The organism is Flagellimonas olearia (assembly GCF_004150225.1).
GTDB lineage: Bacteria > Bacteroidota > Bacteroidia > Flavobacteriales > Flavobacteriaceae > Flagellimonas > Flagellimonas olearia.
Genome location: NZ_ML142909.1, coordinates 203,976 through 228,406, shown reverse-complemented (window position 1 = coordinate 228,406; position 24,431 = coordinate 203,976). Strand labels below are relative to the sequence as shown.

Annotated in this window: 22 protein-coding genes; 5 read left to right on the top strand and 17 right to left on the bottom strand. The window is 42.5% G+C overall.

The annotated features are described in order from the left end of the window. Positions 1 to 402: 402 nt before the first annotated feature. The 12 genes from DN53_RS10040 to DN53_RS09985 all read right to left on the bottom strand — a co-directional run bounded on the left by DN53_RS10040 (position 403) and on the right by DN53_RS09985 (position 8,766). The gene (locus DN53_RS10040) at positions 403 to 1,431 is read right to left on the bottom strand and encodes a relaxase/mobilization nuclease domain-containing protein (RefSeq protein WP_109649971.1); all 1,029 of its coding nucleotides are present in this window, start codon (positions 1,429 to 1,431) and stop codon (positions 403 to 405) included. Further along, positions 1,428 to 1,769 carry a plasmid mobilization protein gene (locus tag DN53_RS10035; RefSeq protein WP_165357355.1) on the bottom strand — a complete coding sequence of 114 codons (342 nt, stop codon included), beginning with the start codon at positions 1,767 to 1,769 and terminating at the stop codon, positions 1,428 to 1,430. Before DN53_RS10035 ends, DN53_RS10040 begins: the two co-directional genes overlap by 4 nt. A 172-nt stretch (positions 1,770 to 1,941) precedes the next feature. Continuing rightward, positions 1,942 to 2,427 carry a hypothetical protein gene (locus DN53_RS10030; protein ID WP_109649969.1) on the bottom strand — a complete coding sequence of 162 codons (486 nt, stop codon included), beginning with the start codon at positions 2,425 to 2,427 and terminating at the stop codon, positions 1,942 to 1,944. Further along, positions 2,424 to 3,212 (bottom strand): hypothetical protein, encoded by a 789-nt coding sequence (locus DN53_RS10025; protein ID WP_109649968.1) that lies wholly within the window; start codon positions 3,210 to 3,212, stop codon positions 2,424 to 2,426. The genes DN53_RS10030 and DN53_RS10025 overlap by 4 nt, the downstream gene beginning before the upstream one ends. A gap of 29 nt (positions 3,213 to 3,241) precedes the next feature. Next, a complete protein-coding gene (locus DN53_RS10020) occupies positions 3,242 to 4,279 on the bottom strand; it encodes a nucleotidyl transferase AbiEii/AbiGii toxin family protein (protein WP_109649967.1) in 1,038 nt (345 codons plus the stop codon). Further along, positions 4,272 to 4,874 (bottom strand): DUF6088 family protein, encoded by a 603-nt coding sequence (locus DN53_RS10015; protein ID WP_109649966.1) that lies wholly within the window; start codon positions 4,872 to 4,874, stop codon positions 4,272 to 4,274. Before DN53_RS10015 ends, DN53_RS10020 begins: the two co-directional genes overlap by 8 nt. A 406-nt stretch (positions 4,875 to 5,280) precedes the next feature. After that, positions 5,281 to 5,520, bottom strand: coding sequence for a hypothetical protein (locus tag DN53_RS10010; RefSeq protein ID WP_129654155.1), 240 nt, complete (start codon positions 5,518 to 5,520; stop codon positions 5,281 to 5,283). Beyond that, positions 5,507 to 6,313 (bottom strand): PRTRC system ThiF family protein, encoded by an 807-nt coding sequence (locus tag DN53_RS10005; RefSeq protein WP_109649964.1) that lies wholly within the window; start codon positions 6,311 to 6,313, stop codon positions 5,507 to 5,509. Before DN53_RS10005 ends, DN53_RS10010 begins: the two co-directional genes overlap by 14 nt. Beyond that, the gene (locus DN53_RS10000; RefSeq protein WP_109649963.1) at positions 6,297 to 7,007 is read right to left on the bottom strand and encodes a hypothetical protein; all 711 of its coding nucleotides are present in this window, start codon (positions 7,005 to 7,007) and stop codon (positions 6,297 to 6,299) included. The genes DN53_RS10005 and DN53_RS10000 overlap by 17 nt, the downstream gene beginning before the upstream one ends. Next, positions 7,007 to 8,050 carry a hypothetical protein gene (locus tag DN53_RS09995; RefSeq protein ID WP_109649962.1) on the bottom strand — a complete coding sequence of 348 codons (1,044 nt, stop codon included), beginning with the start codon at positions 8,048 to 8,050 and terminating at the stop codon, positions 7,007 to 7,009. Before DN53_RS09995 ends, DN53_RS10000 begins: the two co-directional genes overlap by 1 nt. A gap of 2 nt (positions 8,051 to 8,052) precedes the next feature. Next, positions 8,053 to 8,268 carry a PRTRC system protein C gene (locus tag DN53_RS09990; RefSeq protein ID WP_109649961.1) on the bottom strand — a complete coding sequence of 72 codons (216 nt, stop codon included), beginning with the start codon at positions 8,266 to 8,268 and terminating at the stop codon, positions 8,053 to 8,055. 12 nt (positions 8,269 to 8,280) lie between these two features. Next, positions 8,281 to 8,766: a PRTRC system protein E gene (locus tag DN53_RS09985; RefSeq protein ID WP_129654154.1), complete on the bottom strand. Its 486-nt coding sequence runs from the start codon at positions 8,764 to 8,766 to the stop codon at positions 8,281 to 8,283. Positions 8,767 to 9,299: 533 nt separating this feature from the next. Between DN53_RS09985 and DN53_RS09980 the strand changes: the two genes are divergently transcribed. The 4 genes from DN53_RS09980 to DN53_RS09965 all read left to right on the top strand — a co-directional run bounded on the left by DN53_RS09980 (position 9,300) and on the right by DN53_RS09965 (position 15,028). After that, on the top strand, positions 9,300 to 11,426 hold the full coding sequence (locus DN53_RS09980; protein ID WP_109649958.1) for a DUF262 domain-containing protein: 2,127 nt from the start codon (positions 9,300 to 9,302) through the stop codon (positions 11,424 to 11,426). Between the two features lie 353 nt (positions 11,427 to 11,779). After that, entirely contained in the window at positions 11,780 to 12,106 is a 327-nt protein-coding gene (locus DN53_RS09975) for a helix-turn-helix domain-containing protein (protein ID WP_109649957.1), read from the top strand. Between the two features lie 43 nt (positions 12,107 to 12,149). Next, positions 12,150 to 13,508, top strand: coding sequence for a toll/interleukin-1 receptor domain-containing protein (locus tag DN53_RS09970; protein WP_109649956.1), 1,359 nt, complete (start codon positions 12,150 to 12,152; stop codon positions 13,506 to 13,508). Beyond that, the gene (locus tag DN53_RS09965; RefSeq protein ID WP_109649955.1) at positions 13,505 to 15,028 is read left to right on the top strand and encodes an argonaute/piwi family protein; all 1,524 of its coding nucleotides are present in this window, start codon (positions 13,505 to 13,507) and stop codon (positions 15,026 to 15,028) included. Before DN53_RS09970 ends, DN53_RS09965 begins: the two co-directional genes overlap by 4 nt. A 224-nt stretch (positions 15,029 to 15,252) precedes the next feature. Here the strand turns inward: DN53_RS09965 and DN53_RS09960 are convergent, their stop codons facing one another. Genes DN53_RS09960 through DN53_RS09940 form a run of 5 tightly spaced genes read right to left on the bottom strand, consistent with a single transcriptional unit; the run spans position 15,253 to position 23,036 of the window. Beyond that, positions 15,253 to 20,268 (bottom strand): helicase-related protein, encoded by a 5,016-nt coding sequence (locus tag DN53_RS09960; protein ID WP_109649954.1) that lies wholly within the window; start codon positions 20,266 to 20,268, stop codon positions 15,253 to 15,255. Positions 20,269 to 20,274: 6 nt separating this feature from the next. Continuing rightward, complete coding sequence (locus DN53_RS09955; protein ID WP_109649953.1) at positions 20,275 to 20,640, bottom strand: hypothetical protein; 366 nt, start codon at positions 20,638 to 20,640, stop codon at positions 20,275 to 20,277. Positions 20,641 to 20,652: 12 nt separating this feature from the next. Then, on the bottom strand, positions 20,653 to 20,946 hold the full coding sequence (locus tag DN53_RS09950; RefSeq protein ID WP_129654153.1) for a hypothetical protein: 294 nt from the start codon (positions 20,944 to 20,946) through the stop codon (positions 20,653 to 20,655). A gap of 25 nt (positions 20,947 to 20,971) precedes the next feature. Further along, entirely contained in the window at positions 20,972 to 22,231 is a 1,260-nt protein-coding gene (locus tag DN53_RS09945; protein ID WP_109649951.1) for a hypothetical protein, read from the bottom strand. Between the two features lie 10 nt (positions 22,232 to 22,241). Next, on the bottom strand, positions 22,242 to 23,036 hold the full coding sequence (locus tag DN53_RS09940; RefSeq protein ID WP_109649950.1) for a M23 family metallopeptidase: 795 nt from the start codon (positions 23,034 to 23,036) through the stop codon (positions 22,242 to 22,244). Between the two features lie 103 nt (positions 23,037 to 23,139). Between DN53_RS09940 and DN53_RS09935 the strand changes: the two genes are divergently transcribed. Beyond that, positions 23,140 to 24,351, top strand: a complete 1,212-nt coding sequence (locus DN53_RS09935; protein WP_109649949.1) for a hypothetical protein — start codon at positions 23,140 to 23,142, stop codon at positions 24,349 to 24,351. Positions 24,352 to 24,431 lie beyond the last annotated feature (80 nt).

Below are 24,431 nucleotides of genomic sequence, written 5' to 3'. Positions count from 1 at the left end.
CTTTACAAAATCCACTTATTGTAAAGAGACTGATTATATTATCGAATCATTTTTAGATATAGCCCAAAATCTTAGCTAGGTAAATTTTTTTAAAATGTTATCTTGTGAAGCCATTTTCTACCTTTCCTTCTATTCGTTCAAAGTAATATAATAACCATTGTCAACCTTAATCGAAATCTCCCCTCTGCGAAGTTTTTGATTGACCGAATCAATGTCCTCATAAGCATACAGATATTTTTTACCAACCTTAAAAAAGCTAACTAGACCCAGTTCCCGTAAAGCTTGCATTATTTGGCCATTATAGGATACACCAAGCTTTTCGCAAAATGCCTTTCCGGTCAAATTAAGTGGCTGTATGTTTACCTGGTTGCCCATTAAATTCCAATAATACCCTACCCTATTTTATTTCCCTGTTCTCCTTCTTTTCTTCTTTCGCTTCCTGCGGTCGAAATCTTCCAGTTCCATTTTGAACGGAGTGAAAGGTTCGTCATCTAGGCCATCCTTTTGAGTGCCTCCCAAATCGTATTTTGGTTTTCCACCAATTTGGACTGTCCCTCCCTCAGCATCTTTTGCCTTTCCGATAGTGTTACTTGATTGGCCTGTATCCGGAGCAACAACTCCTTTATTTCCTTGTTCTGGATGATTATTTTCGAGAATAACTGCACGGTCTCTGATTTGTTCATAATCGATCTTTTTTATGATGTTGTTCCATGAATATTTTCGGCCTAGGCTGCTGCCCTTATAAATCACTTCTTCATATTTGAAGGAGATACCGGAAACCCTTCCCGTGGTCTTGCTGATATTGAATTTTGGCCGGATATTTCTTGACAGCAATTCATAGAGGAATTCCTCTGTAGTAGCTGAACGTTTTAACGCTTCCCTCAAATGATGTTGAAGCAGGCTTTTAATCGGTGCTTTGCCTGTCCGGAGCGATTTTTCTATCTCTTTTTGAGTTAGTGCCGCCTCTCTTTCCAAGCTTGCGTCCGGTAGCTCTGAAAGACCAAATTTCTTTTCCAGCTTGCGTACCAAGCGTTCGCTGCGCTCGTAGTCCCTACTATCGCTGACCAGCGCTCCAGATAGTTTTACCCTATTGGCAACGATATGGATGTGTTGATGGCTTTGGTCGTCATGGCGGTACATGATATATTGGTTGTCATCGAACCCCATTCCCTTGAGATAATCCAATCCTATCGAAACGAATTCACTATCACGCATCTTATCGCCCGGCGGCAGGTTCAGGGACACATGATAGACCGCTTTGCCAAGTCTCGGGCGTAACTGCCGAATTAAATTGAACTCCTTGGTCATATCGACCGGGCTGCCCAATTCTATATTCGCATCCAGCACAGTGGCCTGGCCCAGTTCCACCTTTTGTTGGTTGTAGGCCAACAGTCCATAAAAATCCTTGCCCTTTATCTGTTTTGCAATCATTTGTTGGTGATATTCGACTTTAATTCATGCAAGAGGTGCCGCAACTCTCCCAAGCGACGATACAAGTCTTTAGGGGAATGCATACGCAAATGTGCGTTTTTGGTCAGTTGGTTGATGTTGTTGCCGATCCGGCTCAACTCGACGAACAATCGTCTGTCCTCCGGTGTCACCTTGGTTCTTGGTAGCGGTCTGCCCGTTACCTTTTTACGGATGTAGTCCGGTATGCCCATGCCCAACGTGGCCGCATTTCTAGAAACTATAAGGTATTCATTGACCGTCATGCGTACATTGACCCGTATCGCTTTCAATGATTCAATATCCTTTTTTGGCCGTGCCATAATCCAGGGGTTTGGGGAGGATCCCCGACAAGCCTCGCGAACGAAGTGAGCGGTTTTTGCTTGCAAAAACATGGCTTGCTACGTGACCTCCGATTAACTTAGGCCAAACCTAAAACATATCGCAATTCAGTAAGGACTTTGTCGTACACCGAGTGTTGTACGGTAAATGGATTCAACAAAGTTTTACGTCCTCGAAAAGGGTTTTGAGAGAAGCCTCGGCTTCAGGAACCTCAAAATATCTATGGGATTCCAATACGAGATGCTTTAATGCAGATCTATAGCGAGCTTTGCCATGGGCGTTGTCCTCATAAAAAGTACAGGGGTCTTTGGGATGCACCTCCATGGGTGTGGTAAAGGATTTTATGTCCCTGTTCATATACTCGAACCGTTGGGAAGCCCTTCGGTGGATACCCTGAAGGGTAAGCTCTTCGGGGTATTTGGGTACATTGTAATAAAGCTCTTCCAAGATGACGATAAAGGCCCGTCTACGCGAAAGTTTCGGTTTTTGAGAAGCGATGCCGATTGCATTTTGTACATCACGTACCAAACGCTCGGCCAATAAAACCTGTGACCGGGAATATTCCTTGCCGTTGACCTCGGGATGTTCCTTCTTGGCCAAATCTTCCAGATAGCTGAGCAGTTTTTCCGACGGAATCATAATTTAGGTCCGCCCCTGCGTTTGTTTATGTTTGGAGTTCGCTCTATAGCATTTACCAAGACCTTGGCAAGTTTTTCGGACCGAAGGGAGAGGCCGAGCAGGTGTTGTTGCACTATAGAACCCGCCAACAAATAATCGGCCATTGTAGTCTTCCCAGGCCAGAGCTTTGCCTTTACGACAAGATGTAGCAGTACTTGTTCGTGGGCATCGAGACTATAGCGTGCATTTTCCAGTTCCTTATCAAAATTTTTGAGATAAGCTTCGGGGCGTGGTTTCTTTTCTTTCACGGTTTTCTCCACTTTTTTCCATTGGGCCTGCGTCGAAAAACGCGCTGTTAAATAAGCTATGGAGAATCGGCCATATTCCCATTTTCGGTATGACGTAGCTTGGTCCAATAGTTCCATTTCTACAAAATCCGCTAGCGGTTCATTGGACAATGGCCGTTTCAAATCACATTCGATATTTTGGAGTGCTTCCAACTGTAACATCGCAGGACTATCCAGATTGTTCATCAGATGTCTTACAAAGGTTTGGGATAGGTCGAACAGTGGTTGTTTGCCTTCCAGAATTGCCTTTAACAGCAGTTCCCGTTGCCCTTCGGATACCTCGTCATAATGAAGCCCATACGTAAAGATGGCCGTGATGAGGGTTTTCAGTTGCTCGTCCGAAAGCGTGGTCTTTTTGTGGGAAGGGGAAAGACCATCCAGTTCACTGATGACCTCAACGAAAGACTGTCGGTCTATCGGCCGACTGAAATCCAGTACTTTATATAGGGTTTCCGACATGGTATAAATTTAATCAATATAGATTGTTCTCAACTTTTAGGCAAGGGAAATTCCACTCCCATTCTCCAATTCAAAGCGTTCATCTTTTCTAAAAATCCTTGGATTCCTTTGACCAAATTTTCATAGGCTGGGGAATCCCCATAAATCATTTGCTCTTGCATGGTTTTATAATCTGCCTTCCAATCGTCCTCATACTCAGGGGGTGGGATGGGCCGTATATCCTGAGGTCGATGCAGATTATAATCGACCCCACCAAGTTTTGTGAATACATATCTATGATTTACAATGGTTTCATATAAACCTTTGTCGTGGATGGCATTGACCGCAAATTCCGTTTTCGATAATTGGAAAATATCGTACAAATGACGGCTTAACCTATCTACCCTTATCTTTTCCTTGGGACGTTGGAATTCCTCATGCAATAGGAAAAGTTTTTCCAAAAAAGTCCTTTCAGGGGTTACGGATGGGACATTTACTGGAGACTCGACAAATTCGGCATCGGGATATTCTTCGTCAACAAAGGAGTTTATCGGTTTTAATCGAAAAGGTTCCCTTAAGGAGCGACAGCCAATCTCGACCTGTACTCTTGGTTGGATGTATCCGGGGGATTTGGTAAGATAGGGATAGTAGATTTCTATGATACGGGGGTCTTGGTCACTTGATTCGGCCTGAATGATATTGAAACCCACATCCTTAAATCCATTGCTCTTGAATCGCTGCTGCAACTCTGGATAAAATTTCCCTGAAATATAGGAGCTGGTTTCTTTTCGGAGCTTGGTCAATTCTTTTTTTGATAGTTCCCCAGAATATCCAAAAAATCCACGGTCAGCGGCAAGGTCGATATCTTCGCTAAATCGATCTATCAGTTTCCAAGCCTTGCTTAGCGACGTCCCGCCTTTAAATACCAAATGTTCCGCTATCCCCATTTCAAATATTATTCCCAATGTACGGACGACCCACCAGTCCTTTTCAGCAGCAAAATCGGGGATACCCGTTTTGTTTTCTACATTTTTAAAGATGGCAAGCCGATCTTCTTTGGGTATATCGTAGAATGTCATTTTATCCATTGTCCAAGCTCTTTTCCATAATTTTCCGTATCCATGCCGGAGCCAATGCTATATCGTGAAGCAGGTCTTTTTGGTCTTCTTTTTTCAATAGGGCAATAATCTTTGCTTCTTCCTCGTCCGTTAATTGTTCCTTTCCGATCTCGCGAAGGGCCTGTATGACCAGTCTGCTTATCTCGCCCTTGGCCGATAAATTCTTGGGGGTGGTCTTCTTTAGTTTTATGCTTCGCTTCCCCAATTTTATTTCCCGGGGAGCTCCATCGGTAAGAAAGACAAGTTTCATGGGTACCTGTGTGCTAAGCCCCAATGCACTTAAGGCATACACTCCGGTAGGCACCAACCTGATCTTGTCCCTTTTGGCTATTGCCCTAGCAATTTCCTCTGCCGTTGGCAATACCTCTCCCGCATATTTACTTGTCTTGGGGCGTATATAGATTCCTTGGGCCACTCTTTTTATATAACCTTCTTTTTCAATCCTGTGGAGAGCTAGCCGTATGGCTTCAGGGGAACCCAATCCCCGAAAATCATCGGGGAACACTAATTCTCCCCGCTCCTTTTTGGAAATGGATTTTTTTATTTTGGACTCAACACTCTGCATAACACATTCATCTTATCTGTAACAAATTTAGTAAATTTTTGTTACAGAATACCTTTGGCTATTAATCTATTCCTACAATAGTTGCCTTCAAATTTGTTTGCGTAAAAAACGGTAAAATATCTTAAATACGGGAATCAACGGTACACACACCGAACAAAGTTCTCGTACACTATGGAACTACAAAACACGTTCCGCAAAGGTATGGGACCCCGATAGGGGCTTCCATACGTTTGCGTCCCGTTTCGAGGGGTTTGAAAATCAGTAGCCGGAAAGACGACCGAATGCGAGCCAGCGCAGCGTGCTCGCTTGGTCAGGCTTGAAGGTGGAGGGTTTTCAACTCCCGCAGAAACCATGGGGAGGGAGAGAAAAAGACGGACAAATAAGATCGATCAGTCCAATGATATGGTCAGGAGTACGACCTCGGCCATCTTTTAGCGATATAATATCCCCAGACCGATAGTTCCATTGCCCCGAAAAGCCATATCAAGTCCTTGATAAATGGAATGCCGACCATGATGAAAAGAAATAGCAGTAACGGTATTCCCAAAAAACGTTTGAGCCTGAGCATTCCCTGTAGAATGATCCACATAAAAATGATGAATCCCAAAAAGGGAAGCTTTTCGTATAGAATTTCAAGCGATAGCATGCACATTGGATTTTATGGGGAGCGGATTCGTCCTGCCTGTTTCAAGGTTTACGAATGCCCCGTGATATTTGATTTTTTTGTTCACTAAAAGTTCGTAGAGGCAATGGACGGCCATTGACGACAGGGCATCATTGATGAACAGCGATTGTTCCTGCAACTTGTCCGCATAGCTACACCCTTTACCCTGTTCCACCTCATCCTCCATTTTTGATAGGTCGGGGAACAAATCAACTATATGATCTAACTTTTGGTTTTGCACCTCCCTATTCGAAGGCCGATCATTGTGTTGCAGATTTCCGAGGACATACTGACCAAAGTATTTCCCGTTGCCCAAATCCAACCAATAATGTTGGTTCTCATAGGGATAGGAACTTGAGTGTGGGTGTTCCAACACCTTTGCCAGTTCCAACCTAAAATCGGCACCGTCCACACAGCTAATGATCAAATTGGCGTGCAATCTTTTATCGTCCGCACCTATCCGTTCGGGAACGGCATCCCATTGCAGTCCGAAGGTATGGTTGACCTTGGTTACGGCACAAATGGCCTTGTTGCCCCCAACATCCTGTGGGGCGTACAATTGTCGGCCCACGTTCGAAGGCTGTACCATATCCCCGTCGAAAACGGTCACATAGATGCCTGGATGCCCCAACTGCACCAAGGCATGGTCGAGCCTTGCCAAACGTGCCAACACGAGGGAACCATTGCCCCCTGCCCCGACCAACGCAATGGTTATGGGATGGGTGGGAGCGAAAAAATAATTCGGGGCGTAGTGGTAATCAGTTTTCATAGACATGCTGTAAAAGTTGGTGGTTCGGGAGTAAAAGGGCTTCCTCGAAATGCATTGTCTCGTGCATCTGGAGCATCAACTCAGTGTAGTTTCCGTTCAGCAGATGGTCGTGGTTCGTATGGGTAAACACGGACAGGAAAAATTGCTTTTCCACAAAGGCCATGATGTCCTCATAAAAGTCCAAATGGCGATAGTGCAATGTCGCATCGCCCATGCACACCTTTCCAGAGGCGTATACATTCATAAAAGGGGCATGGTAGAGTTCCGTATCGTCATGGATCGGCTTTTTTCGTGTTATCGCGAAAACGGACAGCGATTCCCCCGAAAGGGAAAATACCAATTTGGGTATGGGGTATGTTCCCGTAGGTATGTCCAATTGCTCTTTAAAAAGTAGCCTTTCCACGGGTCGGTCACAATACCAGACCAATTGCAATGTCCCCTTGTCCCTAAAATAGAGCAATTGTTTGGGCAACCGACCCTTAAAGGAAAACTCACTTTGGTCCACATCGACCAATTTGAGCATGTCCCTTACCATATCCATGGTAAGCGGAGACCCTGCCCCCAATTTCCCGTTTCGAACGGTATGCCTTGAAAAGTAACATTCGTCTCGTCCGTAATACCCGTTTATGGCCTCATAGCCTATGATGGCTATTTTGGGTTCAAAATGAAATTTCGGGTCGTGTAGGGTGTTTTCTTCCATCAGAGTTTTTTTAAGAGTTCGTTCAAACGGTCCATAAAATTGAAAACGGCATTTACCTGCCCTTCCTCCCGCATAAAAAAGGCCTTGGTCTCTTTACCAATGGTAAGGGAGGTATCGTAGATGGCATGGGAGTAGCCATACTGCGCAATCTCGTTTACAAAGTTGATATAGCCGTTTTCCAGTTGGGAATCCTCACTATCCAAAAAGACGATCAGGTCGTCAACTTCCATATCCATATCGTCTTCCAAGAAACAAAGGTTGGCAAAGGCATTGAATTCAATGGCAGGGGCTTCCAACAGCAAATCCCGCATCATTTTGAACAAGGTGTTCTTTGGACGGTAGCCACGCATACAGGCCAGCCAATCGAAATCCTCGTACTCTGCATAATCGGAAGCATGTGCCTCGATAAAGCACAGAACGCATGGCTCCTCGGCACAGCAGTCTGTCTTGGGGTCGGATTCGGATTCCGAGACCTCGAATGACCATTCGAGCAAACATTCCAAGAGGTAGCCCATCCGTTTGAATACATTGTCAAAGGGCAATGAATGCACAAAGGACAGCAGGCTAGCGAACAATTTTGGACTGCGGATTCGCAGCGAAAATATCGGGGCCATTGGAATCGCCCAAATATGGTGCGCCTCAAAAACGGGTTTCATGACAAGGATGCCATTATTTCCCTCTTGTGTACATACCTCCTTTACCATAGCATCCGGAATTTCCCTGTGCAATCGTTGCAATTGTTCGAAGAACCGCATTTCAGGGCTACCGTTCATCAATGCGATTTCTTTGCCCGAAAGCGTGTCCAACGCATTTTTCGTTAGTGTGCCTAGCGTGTCCCATCGATTTTCGTCCCCATCGGCGAATACCTCGAATCGGGGCAAGATCGGTATGGTCAGGTCAGAAAAAAACAATCCCCTTGTTGGATGTGTTTGGGTCTTCGTGTTCCCGATGACGGCTTCGTCCGCGAATCCAGAATGCCGAACAAGGCCTTGTGGAAGTGTGACAGTTCCTCTTTTGATGGTATGTGCTTCTTTTTCATTCATCGCTATCCTTTGGTTCCCGCTATGGTCTTGAACATAATTTCATGACGACCCTCGACAATGCCATTGTCCACGATCTTGGCGTTGGTCAGTTCGGGATACACCGAGGCATAGTGGTCTTTGATTTGATCCGGTGTCCAGTTCGGGTCGATGTCGTCCAAGACGGATTCACCCGAAACGTTCTTTAGCATAAATTTTCGTTCCAATCCTAATACTTCCATAATGCTTGTGGGTTAAAAAAAGGTGGGTTGTTGATAGGCTTTCATATCCTCGATGGTTTTTTTTGCCAAAGCCTCGTTTTCATCGAGTTCCAGTACTTTGTTGGCCAGATCCACGGCCTTCTCGTGTTCGACCATAGGGTTAAATTTCTTGCCCTTGACCAGTTCCTTTAGGTCGGACAGGGCCTTTTTCTTTTTCTCCTTGCGGTCGTTCGCCATTTTGGTCTTTTCTTCGGCCTTTTTCAGGTTGCTGAGATAGCCGTTGGCATTGTCGAACAGGACTTTTGTTTCCTGCATGGGTTTCCCCAACCGATCCAAAAAGACGGTATCGATTTCCTCGATACTGCCCTTGAGCGTGAAGGGCCTTATCGCTTTCAGGGCGTTGTCGCCCTCCGATGCCTTTGGGAGCAGGGAGACCGCACAGTTCGTACCGTGAAAGGAGACCGATATGGAGAATTGCCCGATGCCCGTCCTGCCCAAAGATTTAAAGAATGTTTCCATAGGTATTGCTTTTAATTGTTGTTACAAGATACCCCCAAGAACCTTTAAAACATTGAATATTAAGGGTTTAAACCACAATCAGCTTCTCCTTCCCCTAACCACAGAATACGCCCCGAAGGGGCGTTGAAACCGGTGTCTGCCTATTGGAGTTGGGCGGTGTAGTTGTACTTATCTGGATGAGCTTTGAGCGCCTATTAAATTTTTATGGAAATAATTGGCGATAGCTTTCTGGAGATCGAGGAAGTGATAATGTATTTATCTATTAAAATGTCCTATAAAAGGTCAATTAACGAGAATACTAAAAAAGACCAGGGTTGGGACACCTTGACAGAAGCAATAGCATTACGTTTAAACAGTCCCGTAAAATTCGCCGTTTTCTGGAACACTTACTGTTATCTTCTTCAACTCAATTAATTGGTTTTTATGTCTGGGAGAATTATCGCATTAATTCAATACTTTTATTGTAGGTATACTGCGTTTATATTCAATGATTGATGATATATTCTTGTTGTGCCTCATACAAAAGAAACTAAATGCAAGAATTAGAATCATTACAGAACATATTTAAAAACAGGATTTTCAAAATCCCGGACTACCAACGTGGATACGCTTGGACTACAAGACAATTAAAAGACTTTTGGGAAGATGTGGTAAACCTGCCACATGACAGATTTCACTATACAGGACTTCTATCTTTGAAAAAATTGAATAGACAAACTTGGTCTTCTTGGAATGACGAAAAATGGCTGATTGAAGATAGAGGCTATAAACCATTTCACATCGTTGATGGACAACAAAGGCTGACAACCTTTGTGATTTTTATTCAAGTTATTTCTGAATTGCTGAAAGAACTACCTTCAAATTCAGAGAATAAGGAAGATGATATTTATTTAGGTTCTTTCAGCTTGAAAGCTATCAAAGAATCATACCTTGTAATTGAGAAACCACCACAATTTATTATCAAGACATACAAATTTGGATACGAAACAGACAATCCAAGTTTCAAATTCCTAAAGCATAGGATTTTTCTTGAACGTAACAGCGGAAGTATTCAGGAAACCTTTTACACACTAAACCTTGAAAATTCTAAGAAGTTTTTCAAAGAGAATCTGGCCGAATTCTATAATGAGTATGGTCTGTCCGAAATTGAATCACTCTTTAAAAAGCTGACGCAAAACCTAATGTTTAACGTCTATGAAATTAGTGATGACTTTGATGTTTTTGTCGCTTTTGAAACAATGAACAATCGAGGGAAAAAGCTTTCCAACCTAGAACTACTAAAAAACAGACTAATATACCTCACAACACTATATGAAGAGGATGAACTGAAACCAGACGAACGAACTTCACTTAGAGAAAAAATCAATGACGCTTGGAAAGAGGTATATTATCAGTTAGGCAGAAATAAGAAATATCCCTTAAATGATGACGATTTTCTTGTAGCTCATTGGATCATGTATTTCCAATACTCAAGGGAAAAAGGAGACGATTACATTCGTTTTCTTCTTGAACAAAAATTTACTCCTCAAAATATCTACGCAAAAACAGAAGTAAAAGTAAGTTCCATACAAGAATTTGAGGAAATCAAAGAGAATGAAGAAACTGACCAAGAAGAAGTTGAAACAAACGGAAATGGAGAAGAAAAAACCGTTCTTCGCTCTAAACTTACACCGAAAGAAATTGAGGACTATGTAAATAGTCTTAAATCCGCAGCAGTTCATTGGTACAACACAAATCATCCAGTAAATAATCCTGACCTACCAGAGATAGAACGACTTTGGATTGACCGTTTGAATCGTATTGGAATCATTTATTTTCGTCCATTAGTCACAGTTTCTTACTTGTCAAAGATGGAAACTGTTGATAGAGTTGGACTTTTTCAAGCAATTGAACGTTTCATATTCGTAACCTTCCGACTCAGTAGAGCTTTTTCAACTTATAGAAATAGTGAATTCTATCGAGCAGCAAGACAATTAAGGAATAATGAACTCTCGATTGATACGATAATTGAAAGATTGAATGAACGAATGAACTACTGTTTCTACACGCCCCAAGAATCAGAAGAAACCTATTTTGACTATACATACTTTCAAAAATTCATTGAGAAGAAGTTTAAAAGTGGCGGTGGTTTCTACAATTGGAACGGCTTAAGATATTTCCTCTATGAGTATGAAATGGAAAAAGTACGACAAAGAGGTAGCCAAAAGATAGATTGGAAACTGTTTGTAAAAGGAGAAAAGGATAAAATATCAATCGAGCACATTTACCCTCAAACTCCTGACAAGAAGTGTTGGAAAGAAAGTTTTAGAGAATACAAAAAACAAGAACGACATTATTTTCAAGGCACATTAGGAAATCTTCTCCCCTTGTCTCAAAGCATCAATTCTAGCTTGCAAAATGACTGTTTTGTTAACAAGAAAAACCCAAAATACAATGATAGAAAAGACAAAATCAGACAAGGTTATTCAGACGGTTCACATTCAGAGATAGAAGTTTCAAATTATCCTGATTGGAACGCAGACACAATTTTGGAAAGAAGCATAAAGCTATTAGAATTTATGGAAAAGAGATGGGACTTAAAATTTGAGGACGAAAGGTCAATGGCGGAACTGCTTTTCTTGGATTTTATGTACGAGGAAGAAATTGAAGAAACGAAATAAAAGTACGAGGGACATCGATGGCCATGCGTAATGCTGGCGGAACTGCTAACATGAAACCGAGAACATTTAATAAACTAAGTGCTGAACGGAAAGGAAAGAGTCTTGAGATTCCGCACTGCGCATAGCCGAAACTTTTCTACATATTGTGTAAATCGTGCTTCTAGATTCAATGACTTAAAGCATAGGCAGCACATTCGTTTTTTTGCCGACAGACACAATCCAACGCTAAAAAACAAAAGAACTGCTTCTTTCCTTACTTATGGTATTTTCAAACAATCAAGAAAGGTTTTTTAACTAATCAATATACTTCACTAATTTTGTCATCAACTGACAAGTCAAAATATTCAAGTCAAATGAAGAAACATTTTGGAGAATACATCAGACAACTAAGAACCGATAAGGGATTTACGTTAACTCAGTTAGGTGCAAAACTCGAATTAGATTCAGCAAATTTGAGTAAAATAGAGAATGGAAAAAGGGATTTTGATGAAAAACGATTAAACCTTTTAGCCTCTGTATTTAATTTAAACTTAGATGAATTAAGGATTGAATTTCTTAGTCAAGTGATTGCAAAAAAAATTTACGAAAGTAGTTGCTCACTTGATGTTCTTCAAGTAGCAGAAAAAAAAGTTAATTATTTACGTCAAGCTAACTTAAAACAAAAAAGTTTAAAGTTTTAACTAATAGTAAACCAAGAAGTTACTGCAAACGACAATTTAGCGAATGAGAAATAAAATATTTATAAGTCACGCAACACCCGATGACAATGATTTTACTAGATGGTTAGCGTTAAAACTAATTGGATTAGGATACGAAGTTTGGTGTGACATTCTTTTTTTAGATAAAGGGGTTGATTTCTGGAGCAATATCGAAAAAGTTATAAGAGAAGATACCTGTAAATTTTTACTTGTTTCATCATCTTATTCAAATCAACGCGAAGGTGTTCTTAAAGAATTAGCAGTTGCAGCAAAAGTAAAAAAGCAACTGAAAGATGATAAGTTCATTATTCCATTAGCAATTGATGAACAACTATCTTACGATGATATTAATATTGATATTGTTAGGCTTAACGCTATCGATTTTAAAATGTCTTGGGCAAGAGGTTTGAAAGATATATTAGAAGCGTTCGAAAAACAAAAAGTTCCAAAAGAAGTTGCTGACGCTTCAAAAAGTAATTTACTTTATCAACAAATTTTTCTGCACGATAAAAGTGTAATTGAAAAAGAAGAAATTTATGACTCAAATTGGCTTTCGATATTGTCCTTTCCTGAAGAGTTAAGATTTCACGAATACAATTGGATGCTTCCTAAAAGATTTGACGTAAGAGAACTGACGTTTCCTGCTGTTCGTTACAAAAATTATCTCTGTACGTTCGCTTGGGCCTACGACTTTACATATCATTTACCTAAAACAGAAACATATCATAAGAGCAAAACAATTAGGATACCAACAGAGGAAATTTTATCAGGAAGTTATGATTCTAATTTTATTAGAAATGCAGAATGTAAAAGGCTAATAGTACAACTTCTTAATAAAGCATTTGAATTAAGGATGAAAGATAAAGAAGTTCAAGAATATGAAATGTCTAATAAAACCGCATATTGGCTCGAAAAAGGTAAGTTAGAAAAAGACAAATTTGAGAAAACCATGTTAGTCGGAAAGCAAAAAGATAAAAATTGGCATTTCGCAATTTCTGGAGCTTCAAAACTTTATCCCTTTCCTGTATTAATGATTTCATCACACATATTTTTTACGGCAGACGGAAAAAAATTGATTGACTCTTCAAGCGTTCAACATTCATCAAGAAGAAGACAAGGTAAAAACTGGTGGAATAATACTTGGAGAACCAAACTATTGGCATTTATTAAATATTTATCCGACGATGACACTTCCTTTTATTTAGAAATGGGTAGTGAAGAGAAAGTTTTTGTATCCAATGAACCAGTAAAATTTAAAGGTAACGTAAGCTATAATATTCCTGAAAAAAATACTCTTGAAGAAGAAGCTGAATTATCGGGCTTTAACCAAGGCGAAGATATCGAGGAGCTGGAAGAGTTGATTGAAAATTTAGAAGCTGAATGAAAGAACTTATATACATCGAAGAACCAAAAATACTATTTGCACACGGTCAAAAATGTACTGACGCCAGAGATGGACTTGCCTTATTTGGTCCATTAAATAATCTTTATGGCATTAAGAGTGGCGTTATTGGTACTAAACAAGGACTGAAAATATTTAGAGATTATTTAGACCACATACAAAAACCAATCTATAATAGTAACAGTATTACTAGACCGATGTTTCCCGGTTTTGAAGCTGTTTTCGATTGTAAATGGGAATCCACAGGAATCACATTTAAAGAAGTTACAAATGAAGATATTGGTAAATTTCTTTACAATAGCAGTACGCATAAGCGAACTTACGACTTAGTTTCCCTTTTTATAGACAAGATCATTTCTGCTAATAAAAATGAAGATGAAAATGTCGATGTATGGTTCGTCATTGTTCCAGATGAAATTTATAAATATTGCAGACCAAATTCAGTACTTCCCAAAGAAATGGTTCAGACTAAGGCACTAATGTCTAAATCAAAAGCAAAATCTTTCAGGTATGAACCATCACTATTCCCAGATATCAACATAGAATTAAAAGAACAAGAAAAAGAGGCTGAAACTTATAATTATGACGCACAGTTTCACGACCAATTTAAGGCAAGATTATTAAAACACACCATACCAACACAAATTTTTAGAGAAAGTACGTTGGCTTGGCGCGATTTCAAAAATGCATTTGGTCTGCCAATTAGAGATTTTTCTAAAATTGAAGGGCATTTGGCTTGGACAATTTCAACAGCTGCGTTTTACAAAGCTGGAGGTAAACCTTGGAAATTATCTGATGTCCGAAATGGAGTATGCTATCTTGGTTTAGTTTATAAAAAAGTTGAAAAAAGTAAAAACCCAAGAAATGCTTGTTGTGCAGCTCAAATGTTTTTAGATAATGGAGATGGTACGGTTTTTAAAGGAGAAGTTGGACCTTGGTACAATCCTAAAAATGGACAGTATCATTTAGAACCTAAAGAAGCGAAGGCTCTGTTAAGTCAATCCTTACAATCCTATAAAGAACAGATTGGAGAATATCCTAAAGAGGTATTCATTCACGCAAAAACAAGGTTTAATCATCAAGAATGGGATGCATTTTTAGAAGTGACACCAAAAGAAACTAATCTTGTCGGAGTAACCATTTCAAAAACAAAACCACTCAAATTATACAAAACTGAGGGAGATTATACAATTTTAAGAGGAAATGCATATGTAGTTAACGAGAGAAGTGCCTTTCTATGGACTGTGGGCTATGTTCCTAAAATACAAACTGCATTATCAATGGAGGTTCCTAATCCTTTATTTATAGAAATAAATAAAGGAGAAGCAGATATAAAACAAGTTTTAAAGGATATTTTATCTTTAACTAAATTGAATTATAATGCCTGCATTTTTGCAGATGGTGAACCTGTAACGTTAAGATTTGCGGACAAGATTGGAGAAATACTTACTGCGAGTACTGACATAAAAACACCGCCTTTAGCATTTAAATATTATATCTAATGCCAACGGACGAAACGAAACTGAATTGATATGCTGAAAAAAATTACACTGAAAGGAAAATAGAAAAAAGTGTTGGTCTTACCACCAACCAACCCAATTCAGATTAATTTCGGTTCAACTTCAACCTCAGTACTCTAATATAGTCGCTAGTTGCAACTTCTAAAATAGCCGCTCATTTATTGTCGGCGAGATATTGGATTTGCAATATTAGGTTTTGCGCAGGATCAGACCTTCACCGCCCTTTTTCGTTTGAGGTCTTTGATATCCTGTCTTAATACCTGCATTTTGGCCGTCTTTTCCCGAGGGAAGCCAATGGCCGTTTTCTTTCTATGGGTTTCCATCGAACGTAGGTTATAGTCCAGATCGAATTTTTTGGATCTGATTTCCCGCTGTATCTTTTGACATAGTTTGAAAAGTTGAAGGGCGACTTTTTCCGGGTCGAACCGCTGCTGTTTTCTGCCAACGATATGGAAATTCCTGAACTCCAGCCGATAGCAATAGAGATAATTGTTGTTTGAGGGAACATATTCCGCTTGAAAGACCAAATTGGCGTTCAGGGTTTGCAAGCGGGCAACTTGCTTGTGCTTTTGTATGTTCAGGTTCAAATTCGACCGTTCGACCATCGCCAGGCCCAATCCTTTGAAAAATGTTTTGGGTTCCCTTATGTTATGGACACTCGATTCGAGTTCGGAACCCGAAACGAGACCTAGCAAACTTCTTTGCAACTGGCCCATGTCCTCGGGTTCGATTTCATCCATGGGCAGGTTCAGCTGGCTGATCGTATTTTGCGCCCTCTCCAAATCGGCCACTTGGGAAACAATATGTTTGTTTTCCTTTTCGATGCGCTCGATGGCTTTGAAGGAATTGGCCTTGTTGAGCTCGTGCAACCGCTTTTGCGATTGTAGAAACTTTAGGTCATCCGAAAGCTTGACGAGTTGAAACTGGTCCATATCCCCAATCAACGCGGCCTGCATCTGTTCATAGGACAGGCTCTTGTCATCGGGAACGAGGTCGTCATAAATGCGCTTGTTCGGATCGGCCTCCCTGATCTGTTCCCGAAATCTTTCTTTATGGGTATTCAACGAATAGGAAAAGATGTCCGTGGAATCCTTGATGCCGTAAAATCGCTCCACCACCGTATTGCCATAGATTTGGGCCACTTCATTTCCCTTGCGCAGGCCCCGTCCGGCACGTTGGTCGAAGGCATCTGGGGAATAGGGAATGTCCATATGGAAGATGCCTACGACCCGTTTTTGGATATTCGTGCCCGTACCCAATACCTGTGTACTACCGAGTGCCACCCTAATCTCTCCATTTCGTATCTTTTCTTGCATGAAATCCGTTTTGTTCTTCGCCTTTTCCTCTTGGGCCAAGGCAATTTCATGGGCTGGAATGCCATAGTCTTCCCGAAGGATTTCGCGGACCGTTTCATAGGAGTTGTATTGTCCAGGTTTCCAAACGTTCAGGTCGGAGAACACCAAGCACACCCCTTTGTGCTCCGCTGTTTTTTTATAAAGCCCGGCGACATCCCGGCATAGACGCTGGAGTTTGAACTGGTCGAGTTCCGAAAAATCGATGGCGAGATTGTCCTTTGCCAAAGGGTCGATCAAAAGGGACCGGTTGATATTAAGTGCCGTTATGTGTGCGGACTTCATTTGGTCTGCGTTGTAAATGGGAACCTTGAACAGGGCATTTTGGTTGCGATCCTTTGTAAACCTGAGCGAGGCCTGTTTGAGTTCTTCATAGGCCGGTGTCGACTCTAAAATGATAAATTCCCTGTCCACTTCAAGGTCATGGGTCTTGAAATGTTTGTCCCTACAGATATGGGTAAAGGAGTTGTACATCTTGCTCAATTCGGGCAGATTGGTATAGTATCGAAATCGCGCATGCATCCTCGGATCCCCGAAAATGTTCGGTTCGATGCTTACGCTCTGCTTCAGGAAAATCGAGGCCCAGGCATCGAAATTGAAGATGTTCTTGCGCTTCAGTGCCGCAGGGGTAAGATAGCGCTGGTAGGCATACAGTTCGGTAACCGAGTTTTTTAGAGGGGTGCCGCTATAAAAAAAGATGTTTTTGTCGGGACCCATCCTGTGGTGGATGGATTTTATGCTGATTTCGAGGTCCAGGTTCCTTTGACTGTCCGAATGGTTGTTGAGGCCGGATACGTTCTGGTGCCGGGTCGTGAAGCCGATGTTCTTGAAATAATGGGCCTCGTCGATCATCAGGGCCTCGATGCCCAGATCGGTCAGTGTTGTCTCCGATTCCCCGGACCGTTCCTCCAATTTTTTTAAGGTCGCCTGCAACTTATCCTCCAAATGTTCCTTTCTTTTGATAAGGCCCTTAATCAGTTTCTTGGATTCCTTGATATTTCCGTATTCCCTTGCCGTTTGTAAGTCCTGTTCGATCATATCGATTTTTTCCCCGAGGATATGCAGGACGAAATGTCTTGATTTGGGAATCTGCTTTAAATGGCCGTGCTCGGCGATGATCAGGTCAATGGCCCTGTGGTTTTTAATCGTTTTCAAGGTCTTGGCCCTTTTGCCCTTGGCCATGTTCTTCGAACTTAATCGGAGGATGTTCAGTTGGGGAAAATTGGCCCTGATCTCGGCCTCGATCTGGGGGGCTACGCTTTTTAAGGTCAATAGCAAAGTTCTTTTGCTCTTCCCATGTTGTTTCAGTTTATGGGCCAGCATCGCCATGGAGAGGGTCTTGCCCTTGCCGACCTGATGATCGTTCAGGGCACTCCCTTTGGTAAGCCCGAAGAGGGTGGAATCGATCTGGTGTTGATAGGGCGGGTAGACCAAGGTATCGGGAAAGGTGAGCCATCCCTTGGGCACGGTGATATTGACATCGGCCAAAAAGGCCTGATAATAGTTGTTCTCAATGGTGGCCTTCAACTCTTGCCGCCCCTCGATAAAGGATTTGAAATGGAGCTGCAGTTCCTCGTAAAGGTTTTGGGCCATCAAGGTGGCATCCTTGTCCAGTTTCCTGATGGTCTTTCCCGATCGGTCCTTGTACGAAGTGAAAATGACCGGATACCTATTTTCCGCAAAATGTTGCAATATCCGTTTATAGTTCGCCTTGACCTCATGGCGGAGCACCACACTGAATCGTTCGTGGGCCTCTTGGTTAAAGTCCCTTGGGAACATCAAGGTCAAGGTGGAGTTGAACTGCGCCATATTGATCTGTACCTTCTCGCCTATGAGTTCCTCCAAAAAGGACTCCTTTGCGGAAATAGGAATAAAATGGCTTTCGAAATTGAACTCGATATCGTTCAGGTCCAACTTTGCGGGAAGCAGTTCCGTCAATGCCCGTTCCATTTTTTCCGTTTCGATTTCAAATGGTGGAGGATGGTTCCCGACATACTCGATCTTATCCTGGATATAGCCACTCGAAAATAGGAAATAGGGCACCACTGCATAGCCCGTTTCGGATTCCCTATCGGGCTCTAGAAAAAGGGAGCGGGTTTCCAGCCCGTTCAGCAACAGTTCCTTTTCGTTGGTCTTAAAGGCTCTTGTGATGGCTGCTATATCGATCTGTCCGTTATGGTCAAATTGGTAGCGCGCCATTTGTTCGGGATTCTCGAATCTGGGTTCCTTTGAGTCGGATGTATCTGTGCCAATTTCAGCAGAAGCGGTTTCATCGGGTTTGGTTTTGGCGCGGGGAGCCTTTAGAAATCGTTCCAGGGTGAACGACGGATTTTTGCCATAACCCTTTCCATCCTCCTTTTTCTCAAACTGTTGGCGGACCTGCTCGAAATAATGGTCGTCCTTCAGAAATATGAGATGCCCCTTTAGGAATCCCCACTTAAAATGGAAGGTGTCCAATTGGTAGTCCAAGTCCTGGAAGCGTCTGGCAACTTCTTGCTCTGGAAGTTCCCTTTTTTCGATATTGAGGTTGAGCAGTACGAGCTCGTTCCGCATACGGGCATAGTCCGCCACCAATTCTCTGATTTTATGGGGTACCTTTCTTGTGCTCTGTGGGTCGGTGTAAAACAAAACTTCGCCCTTCTTGTTAAAATTGTAGGTACCAAAAAACAACCGGGAGTATTGTTTGGCTTCTTTATCGTGCAAGGCAATCGGAGGTAAAACCGTATCGACGATAGGAGGCGTTGGTGGTGCTGCCGTTTGTTCCTCGGCTATGGCCTCCTTTGGCAAGGGTTCCGGTTTTTTCGGTATATCTAAAGGTGCCGGACCGACCTCGAACTTGAAACCATCGGATTGTCCTTCCAGAAAATTCGACAGGGATATTTCGTTAGGTTCAACAATAATGCTTGGCCTGTTGTGGAAAAAGCCGAGCTTGGGCGTACCGTGAACATTTCCCGGATTGTTCTTGAAAAAACGATTGGTCAGAAAGGATTGACCTTCCAGTTCAACGGCTTCGGTTTCCGCAAAATCCATTTCGTCGGTGGATAGCGTTTTTTTGTTGGAAGTCCTACGGTACACCAATAGATCGGATACGACCTTGGTGCCCTCGTTGGTGAACAAGTCCGTGTTGAAACGGTTGGCCAGGAGCAAGTCGTTCTCCAATAATATAGACTCCCTAAAACCATTGTAGGCACTTCGCTCGGCAAAGGCGGAAGAGGTAACCAAAGCCATGATCCCACCATAGCGTACCATCTTAGGGGCATAAAAATTAAAATAATTGCCCACGTTTTTGAGCGGGCCTTCCGTCAGGTAATCGTGTCGATACGCCTTGGTGATGGGAATGTCGCCAAATGGGATATTGGTCATGACCAAATCGAAACGGGCCTTTTCCACCTGATCCAGAAAAAAATCCTCAAAAGTGGTGTTCAGTACGGTTACACGGTCGTCTTTTTGGTTATTGGCCTTAAGGATCTCAAAGGATAGGATATCAGGTTCCAAAGCTGTGATATGGGCTTCGGGGAACACCTTTTTTAATTCCTGTACATAGGCCCCATTGCCAGCCGAGGGTTCCAGTATGGTCTTGGGTTCAAACCCATTTTTCTTTAGAAGACCGATCTTAAATTCGATGATGGTCTTGGGCGTGTAGTAACTGGTCAGATGGTACCGCCGCAACGAATCCAGAATTTCCTTAAAGGTTTCTGGAAAAGCCTGTTCAATCGTCCGCAATAACTGTTTCCCTTGCTCTTCATTTCCGGAGGCGGGATAGAACAACAGCTCCCCCAACTTGGCAAGTCCGGAATTGTTGATATAATAGTTCTTGGGATTCGATGCCTTTATCAAGGCAACGATCTGGGCCAAATGTTCCTGTTTCATCCCGGACTATTGAAGCGATTTCAGGATGGCCGCCCTGCCCTCGGCGTGTTTTTCGTTCAAGGCCCGATAGATATCCGACAGGGCTTCATTGGCATGCTCCAGCGCAAGGGGCCCAATGTGGCCGTCCTCAAGAAACTGTCCCTGTAATTTGGCGTGCAGGATATAGGCATTGATGGCAAAATCAAAACGGTATTCCGCAGCATCCAAACGGGCGGTCAGGTTCGGATAAGCCTCCAACGCGTAAAAACAAAAATGAAGGTCGGGACCACATTCCCCATTGGCAAGCTGACGCTCCCAGTCCTTGATCGTTTCCGGATGTTCGGCCCGGAATTTTTGGGTTTCCGAGGTAAGCAATAGTTCTGCCTGTGTCATAGATTGTATTTTTTAAGGTTTGTTTGACAGTGTAAAATCTTTCGCGTTTTCAATATTTGGACGCAGAGTTTCGTTCAATTCGATAAGGTGTTCGTACAAGGCGTTCTTGAACAGCATCACGCCTTCAAGTGAATCGAAGTGATAGAAAACGTGTCGCCCCTTTTCGGAGTGGATGAATAGTTCATAGGCCTGCTGCTCAGCACTTTCGCTCCATGGTTGTAATATTTCTGATGTAAAATCCAACAACGTGGTAATACTGTCCATAAGGAAAGCATCCCGTAGTAAGGGGCGTCCAGTTGTGTCCAAAATCGTTATCTCAAAAAGCATGGTGTCAAATGGAAAATTTAATTCTTCTTTTTTCTTTAGTCCCCAATGGTTCCAAGGGATTGGTACGGTTCATATATTCCCTGTAGCCACGGTAGTATTCGGGATGTTTGCTTTTTAGATTGGCAATGGGCCTATATTCCTTGAGTTCTGGTTTCTTGCCGTTTTTAGTCAACGCAAAATAGGTTTTGCCCGAACCGTAATGCTTTTTTAGCAGTAGGGTATCGTTGGTCTGCCGCAAGGGAATCTTGTCCACATCTATGAGATAGTCCTTCTTCTCAATAAGGTTTTTGACGACCTCGTACTTTAACCGTTTCGGGACGTTTTTGGATTCCAAAAAATCATCCAGCAATGTCCATTGCTTTAAAACATCGATACCTTCCACACTGTCCGTAGCCTTTAGGAATAATCTGTTCCCATGAATGCCTAGGGAAACGCCGTATTTGGTCTCGGCCAAAAAGGTTATTGATTTTTGTCCAAGTAATGTGCGGAATTCGCCTACCGAGAGATATAGGCGATTTTTTTCATTGGCGACTTTTAGATAGGGCACCAGTACGACAACGTTTTTTCCTAGGGTTGCTGGAACGAAAAGTCCCTCCAAACCTTGTTCGACCTGAATAGGCAACGTTTTGGAAAATTTGGGTAGTTTATCGCCAGGCGGCCCTAGAGTTTGGATGCCATTTTGTAGATGCCGATTGTATGAGTAAATATTACTTAAAGTATCGTTGAAAAGGTGGAGCAGCCTGTTTTTGGTCTGCATATCCAAATGGTCGACATCCCTTTGGAAATACCTGTGCTTCATAAACAAATGATCGGATCTGGAAGGATACAGGTGTTGAACCCTTTCCTTTAATAGCGAAATGGAATAGTTGCGCCAGACCGGACAATTGTTCACATGGGTAAAGGATATATAAGTCCTATTCTCTACCCTATGATACCCCAATAACAGTTTCATCAACTTATTTTCGTTTTCATGGATGGATATGCGACCTATAGGGGTAATATTCCGGTCTTTTTGGAACAGCTGGTCTTTACTTTTTAAAAGGGCCAACTGCTCTTTCAATGCCGTATTGATAAAACCCGATTCGGCCAATTTGAGATCACGGACATATCGCAACTTTCTGAGGTCGTTCAATTGATCGGTCGGAACGGCCTTAAATTCAAATTTTTTAAATGCACTGAAGTCGGGGTCCAAAAATTGGGACACAAAATTTTTGATCCTGTGGAAGAGTTTAATGGAATTGCGAATAGTGAGATACGATTTCATGGCTATCGGTTCAATCGATTTTTAAATTGGAATACGCCTCATACTTTATATTGAAGGAAGATGCGGGATTTACCCTCTTTCCGTCCTTGATGACCTCGTAGTGCAAATGGGGTCCAGTGGAAATCCCCGTATTCCCAACGGTTCCAATAAAATCATGGGCATCGAGTACTTCCCCGAGTTCGACCGCCACGGATTCCATATGCCCGTACAGGCTACTGAAACCATAGGCATGTGAAATGATGATGTGAAGACCATGACCATTGGGATCATTTTCGATATGGGCCACCCTGCCGGCAGCGGTACAATAGATCGGTGTACCCTTCTCGGCCGCCAGATCGATGCCGAAGTGTTTTTTTGTAACCTGATGGATGGGATGGTGACGGTTACCATAGGAACTTGACAGCACATAGTGTTCCCGGAACAGGGGAACCGCCGAAGGTAGGCTGTCCAAGATTTCCGGGCGCAAGGGCAAAAATGGTTTCAATCGGTCCATTTGTTCGAAATTTTCCAAATCGCGCAATAGGTCATTGAGCCGTTGATAGATCAGGTCTTCCCTTGATGCCTCGGTCACGGGTCGGCTTATTTGCCTTGTTAGGATTCCAAGGTCTTCCGGCTTTTGAGGGTTATCGTAAAAAAATCGATTGGCGGTGATGCAAAGAAAGAACACCCCGACAAAAATCCAGTAACTACTGTTCTGTGGGGTAAAATGACCGTTGTCCCTCGAATTGGTCACGTCGCCCACCTTTCGGGCACATCCCCTTATCCAACCGACTACTGATTTTTTAATGTTCCTCCCAACGCTCATGGATCATAGTTTATTTGTAAAGGTTGTTGCACAAAATTTTGTCAATTGCAAATTTTACTTATATTTGTAGTGATTATTACAAATATATGCAATTTTTACAAATATGAACAACACCTGGAGAAAATTTGATGCAACGCTGGATTTACCGGTCTTACTAGATTATTTTGGATTTGTCCTCCAGCGTAAGACGAATACGTTTATAGGCTACAACATGGGAAAGGAGCATTATATCGTTATCAAGACCGACCTTGGATATCGCTATTACAGGCCAAGCGAACCCCAAACAAAAGGTACCTCCTTTGACTTTATATTGGAACGGCTTTCCCGAACGGATGCGGAAGCAAGAACGGGTCTATGGACCAAAATCGAGGATTTCTATGTGCAACTTGAAAAAAAACCGGAATTCCTTCTAAATAACGCTTCCAAAAATTCTCTTGAACTGGTTGACATCGGTTTCAACCATTTTGAATTGTTTGCCGAGGAGCTTACTTTAAGGCCGAAAAGCATAGCGGGCATAGGTTCCGACATTTTCCAAGATCGCATCTACGAAAATCCGGAAGGCCGATTGTATTTCCCCTATCGAAACCTGGCCAATACCGTCACGGGATATGCCATGGACAAGGATGGGAAGCTTTCCCTGATAGCGGAAAGCGATATTTCCAAATCCGTTTGGTTCAGTAAGGTGCCCGATACCATCAAGCATTTGGTGGTACTCCGCAACCCCATGGAAGCCATGGCCTTTCATCGAAGGTTCCAATTGGAGGATGTGGTCTATCTCACGCTCTCCGACATCAATTACGAGACCTCAAAATTACTGGTGCAGATTTTAAAGCGTACCAAACTGAAAAAAATGGTACTCAGTTTTACCGGTTCCTCCAAAATCGAGGGCTATATCCATGATCTGATGCTTATTTCCTATATCAACGATTCGCGCTTTTTATTCCGGGTGGCCCAAGACCACTTGGCAATCCGGTTCGACCCCGAAGGGCAGAAGCCATTGGCAAAGCTGCACAATGAGGTAATAAAATACAACGGTAGCCTGACAAAGGAATATATCAAATACAATAAGGTTCCTGACCAATCCCTTCTGAACCGGAAGAGTATCGTGCTCACCAGGGAAAAGCAATGGGTATCGTGCCGTATTCCCTTTGAGGTCAACGCACTTCGCTATTTTCTCTGGAGTTATTACCGAAACTATATGGACAGGACCATAGAGATCGTTAAACCCGTACATGCCAATTGGACGTTGGAGTTCGCAGCGAACGGGGTCTACAGTGGAACTGGAATGTTAAAGGCCTTTAAGATGGCCGTATAAATAAAGGGGGCGCTCCCGCCCCCTTCAATCCTTAATTCCGGACATGAAAAATGGAAATGTCATATCCAGAATTACAAAGT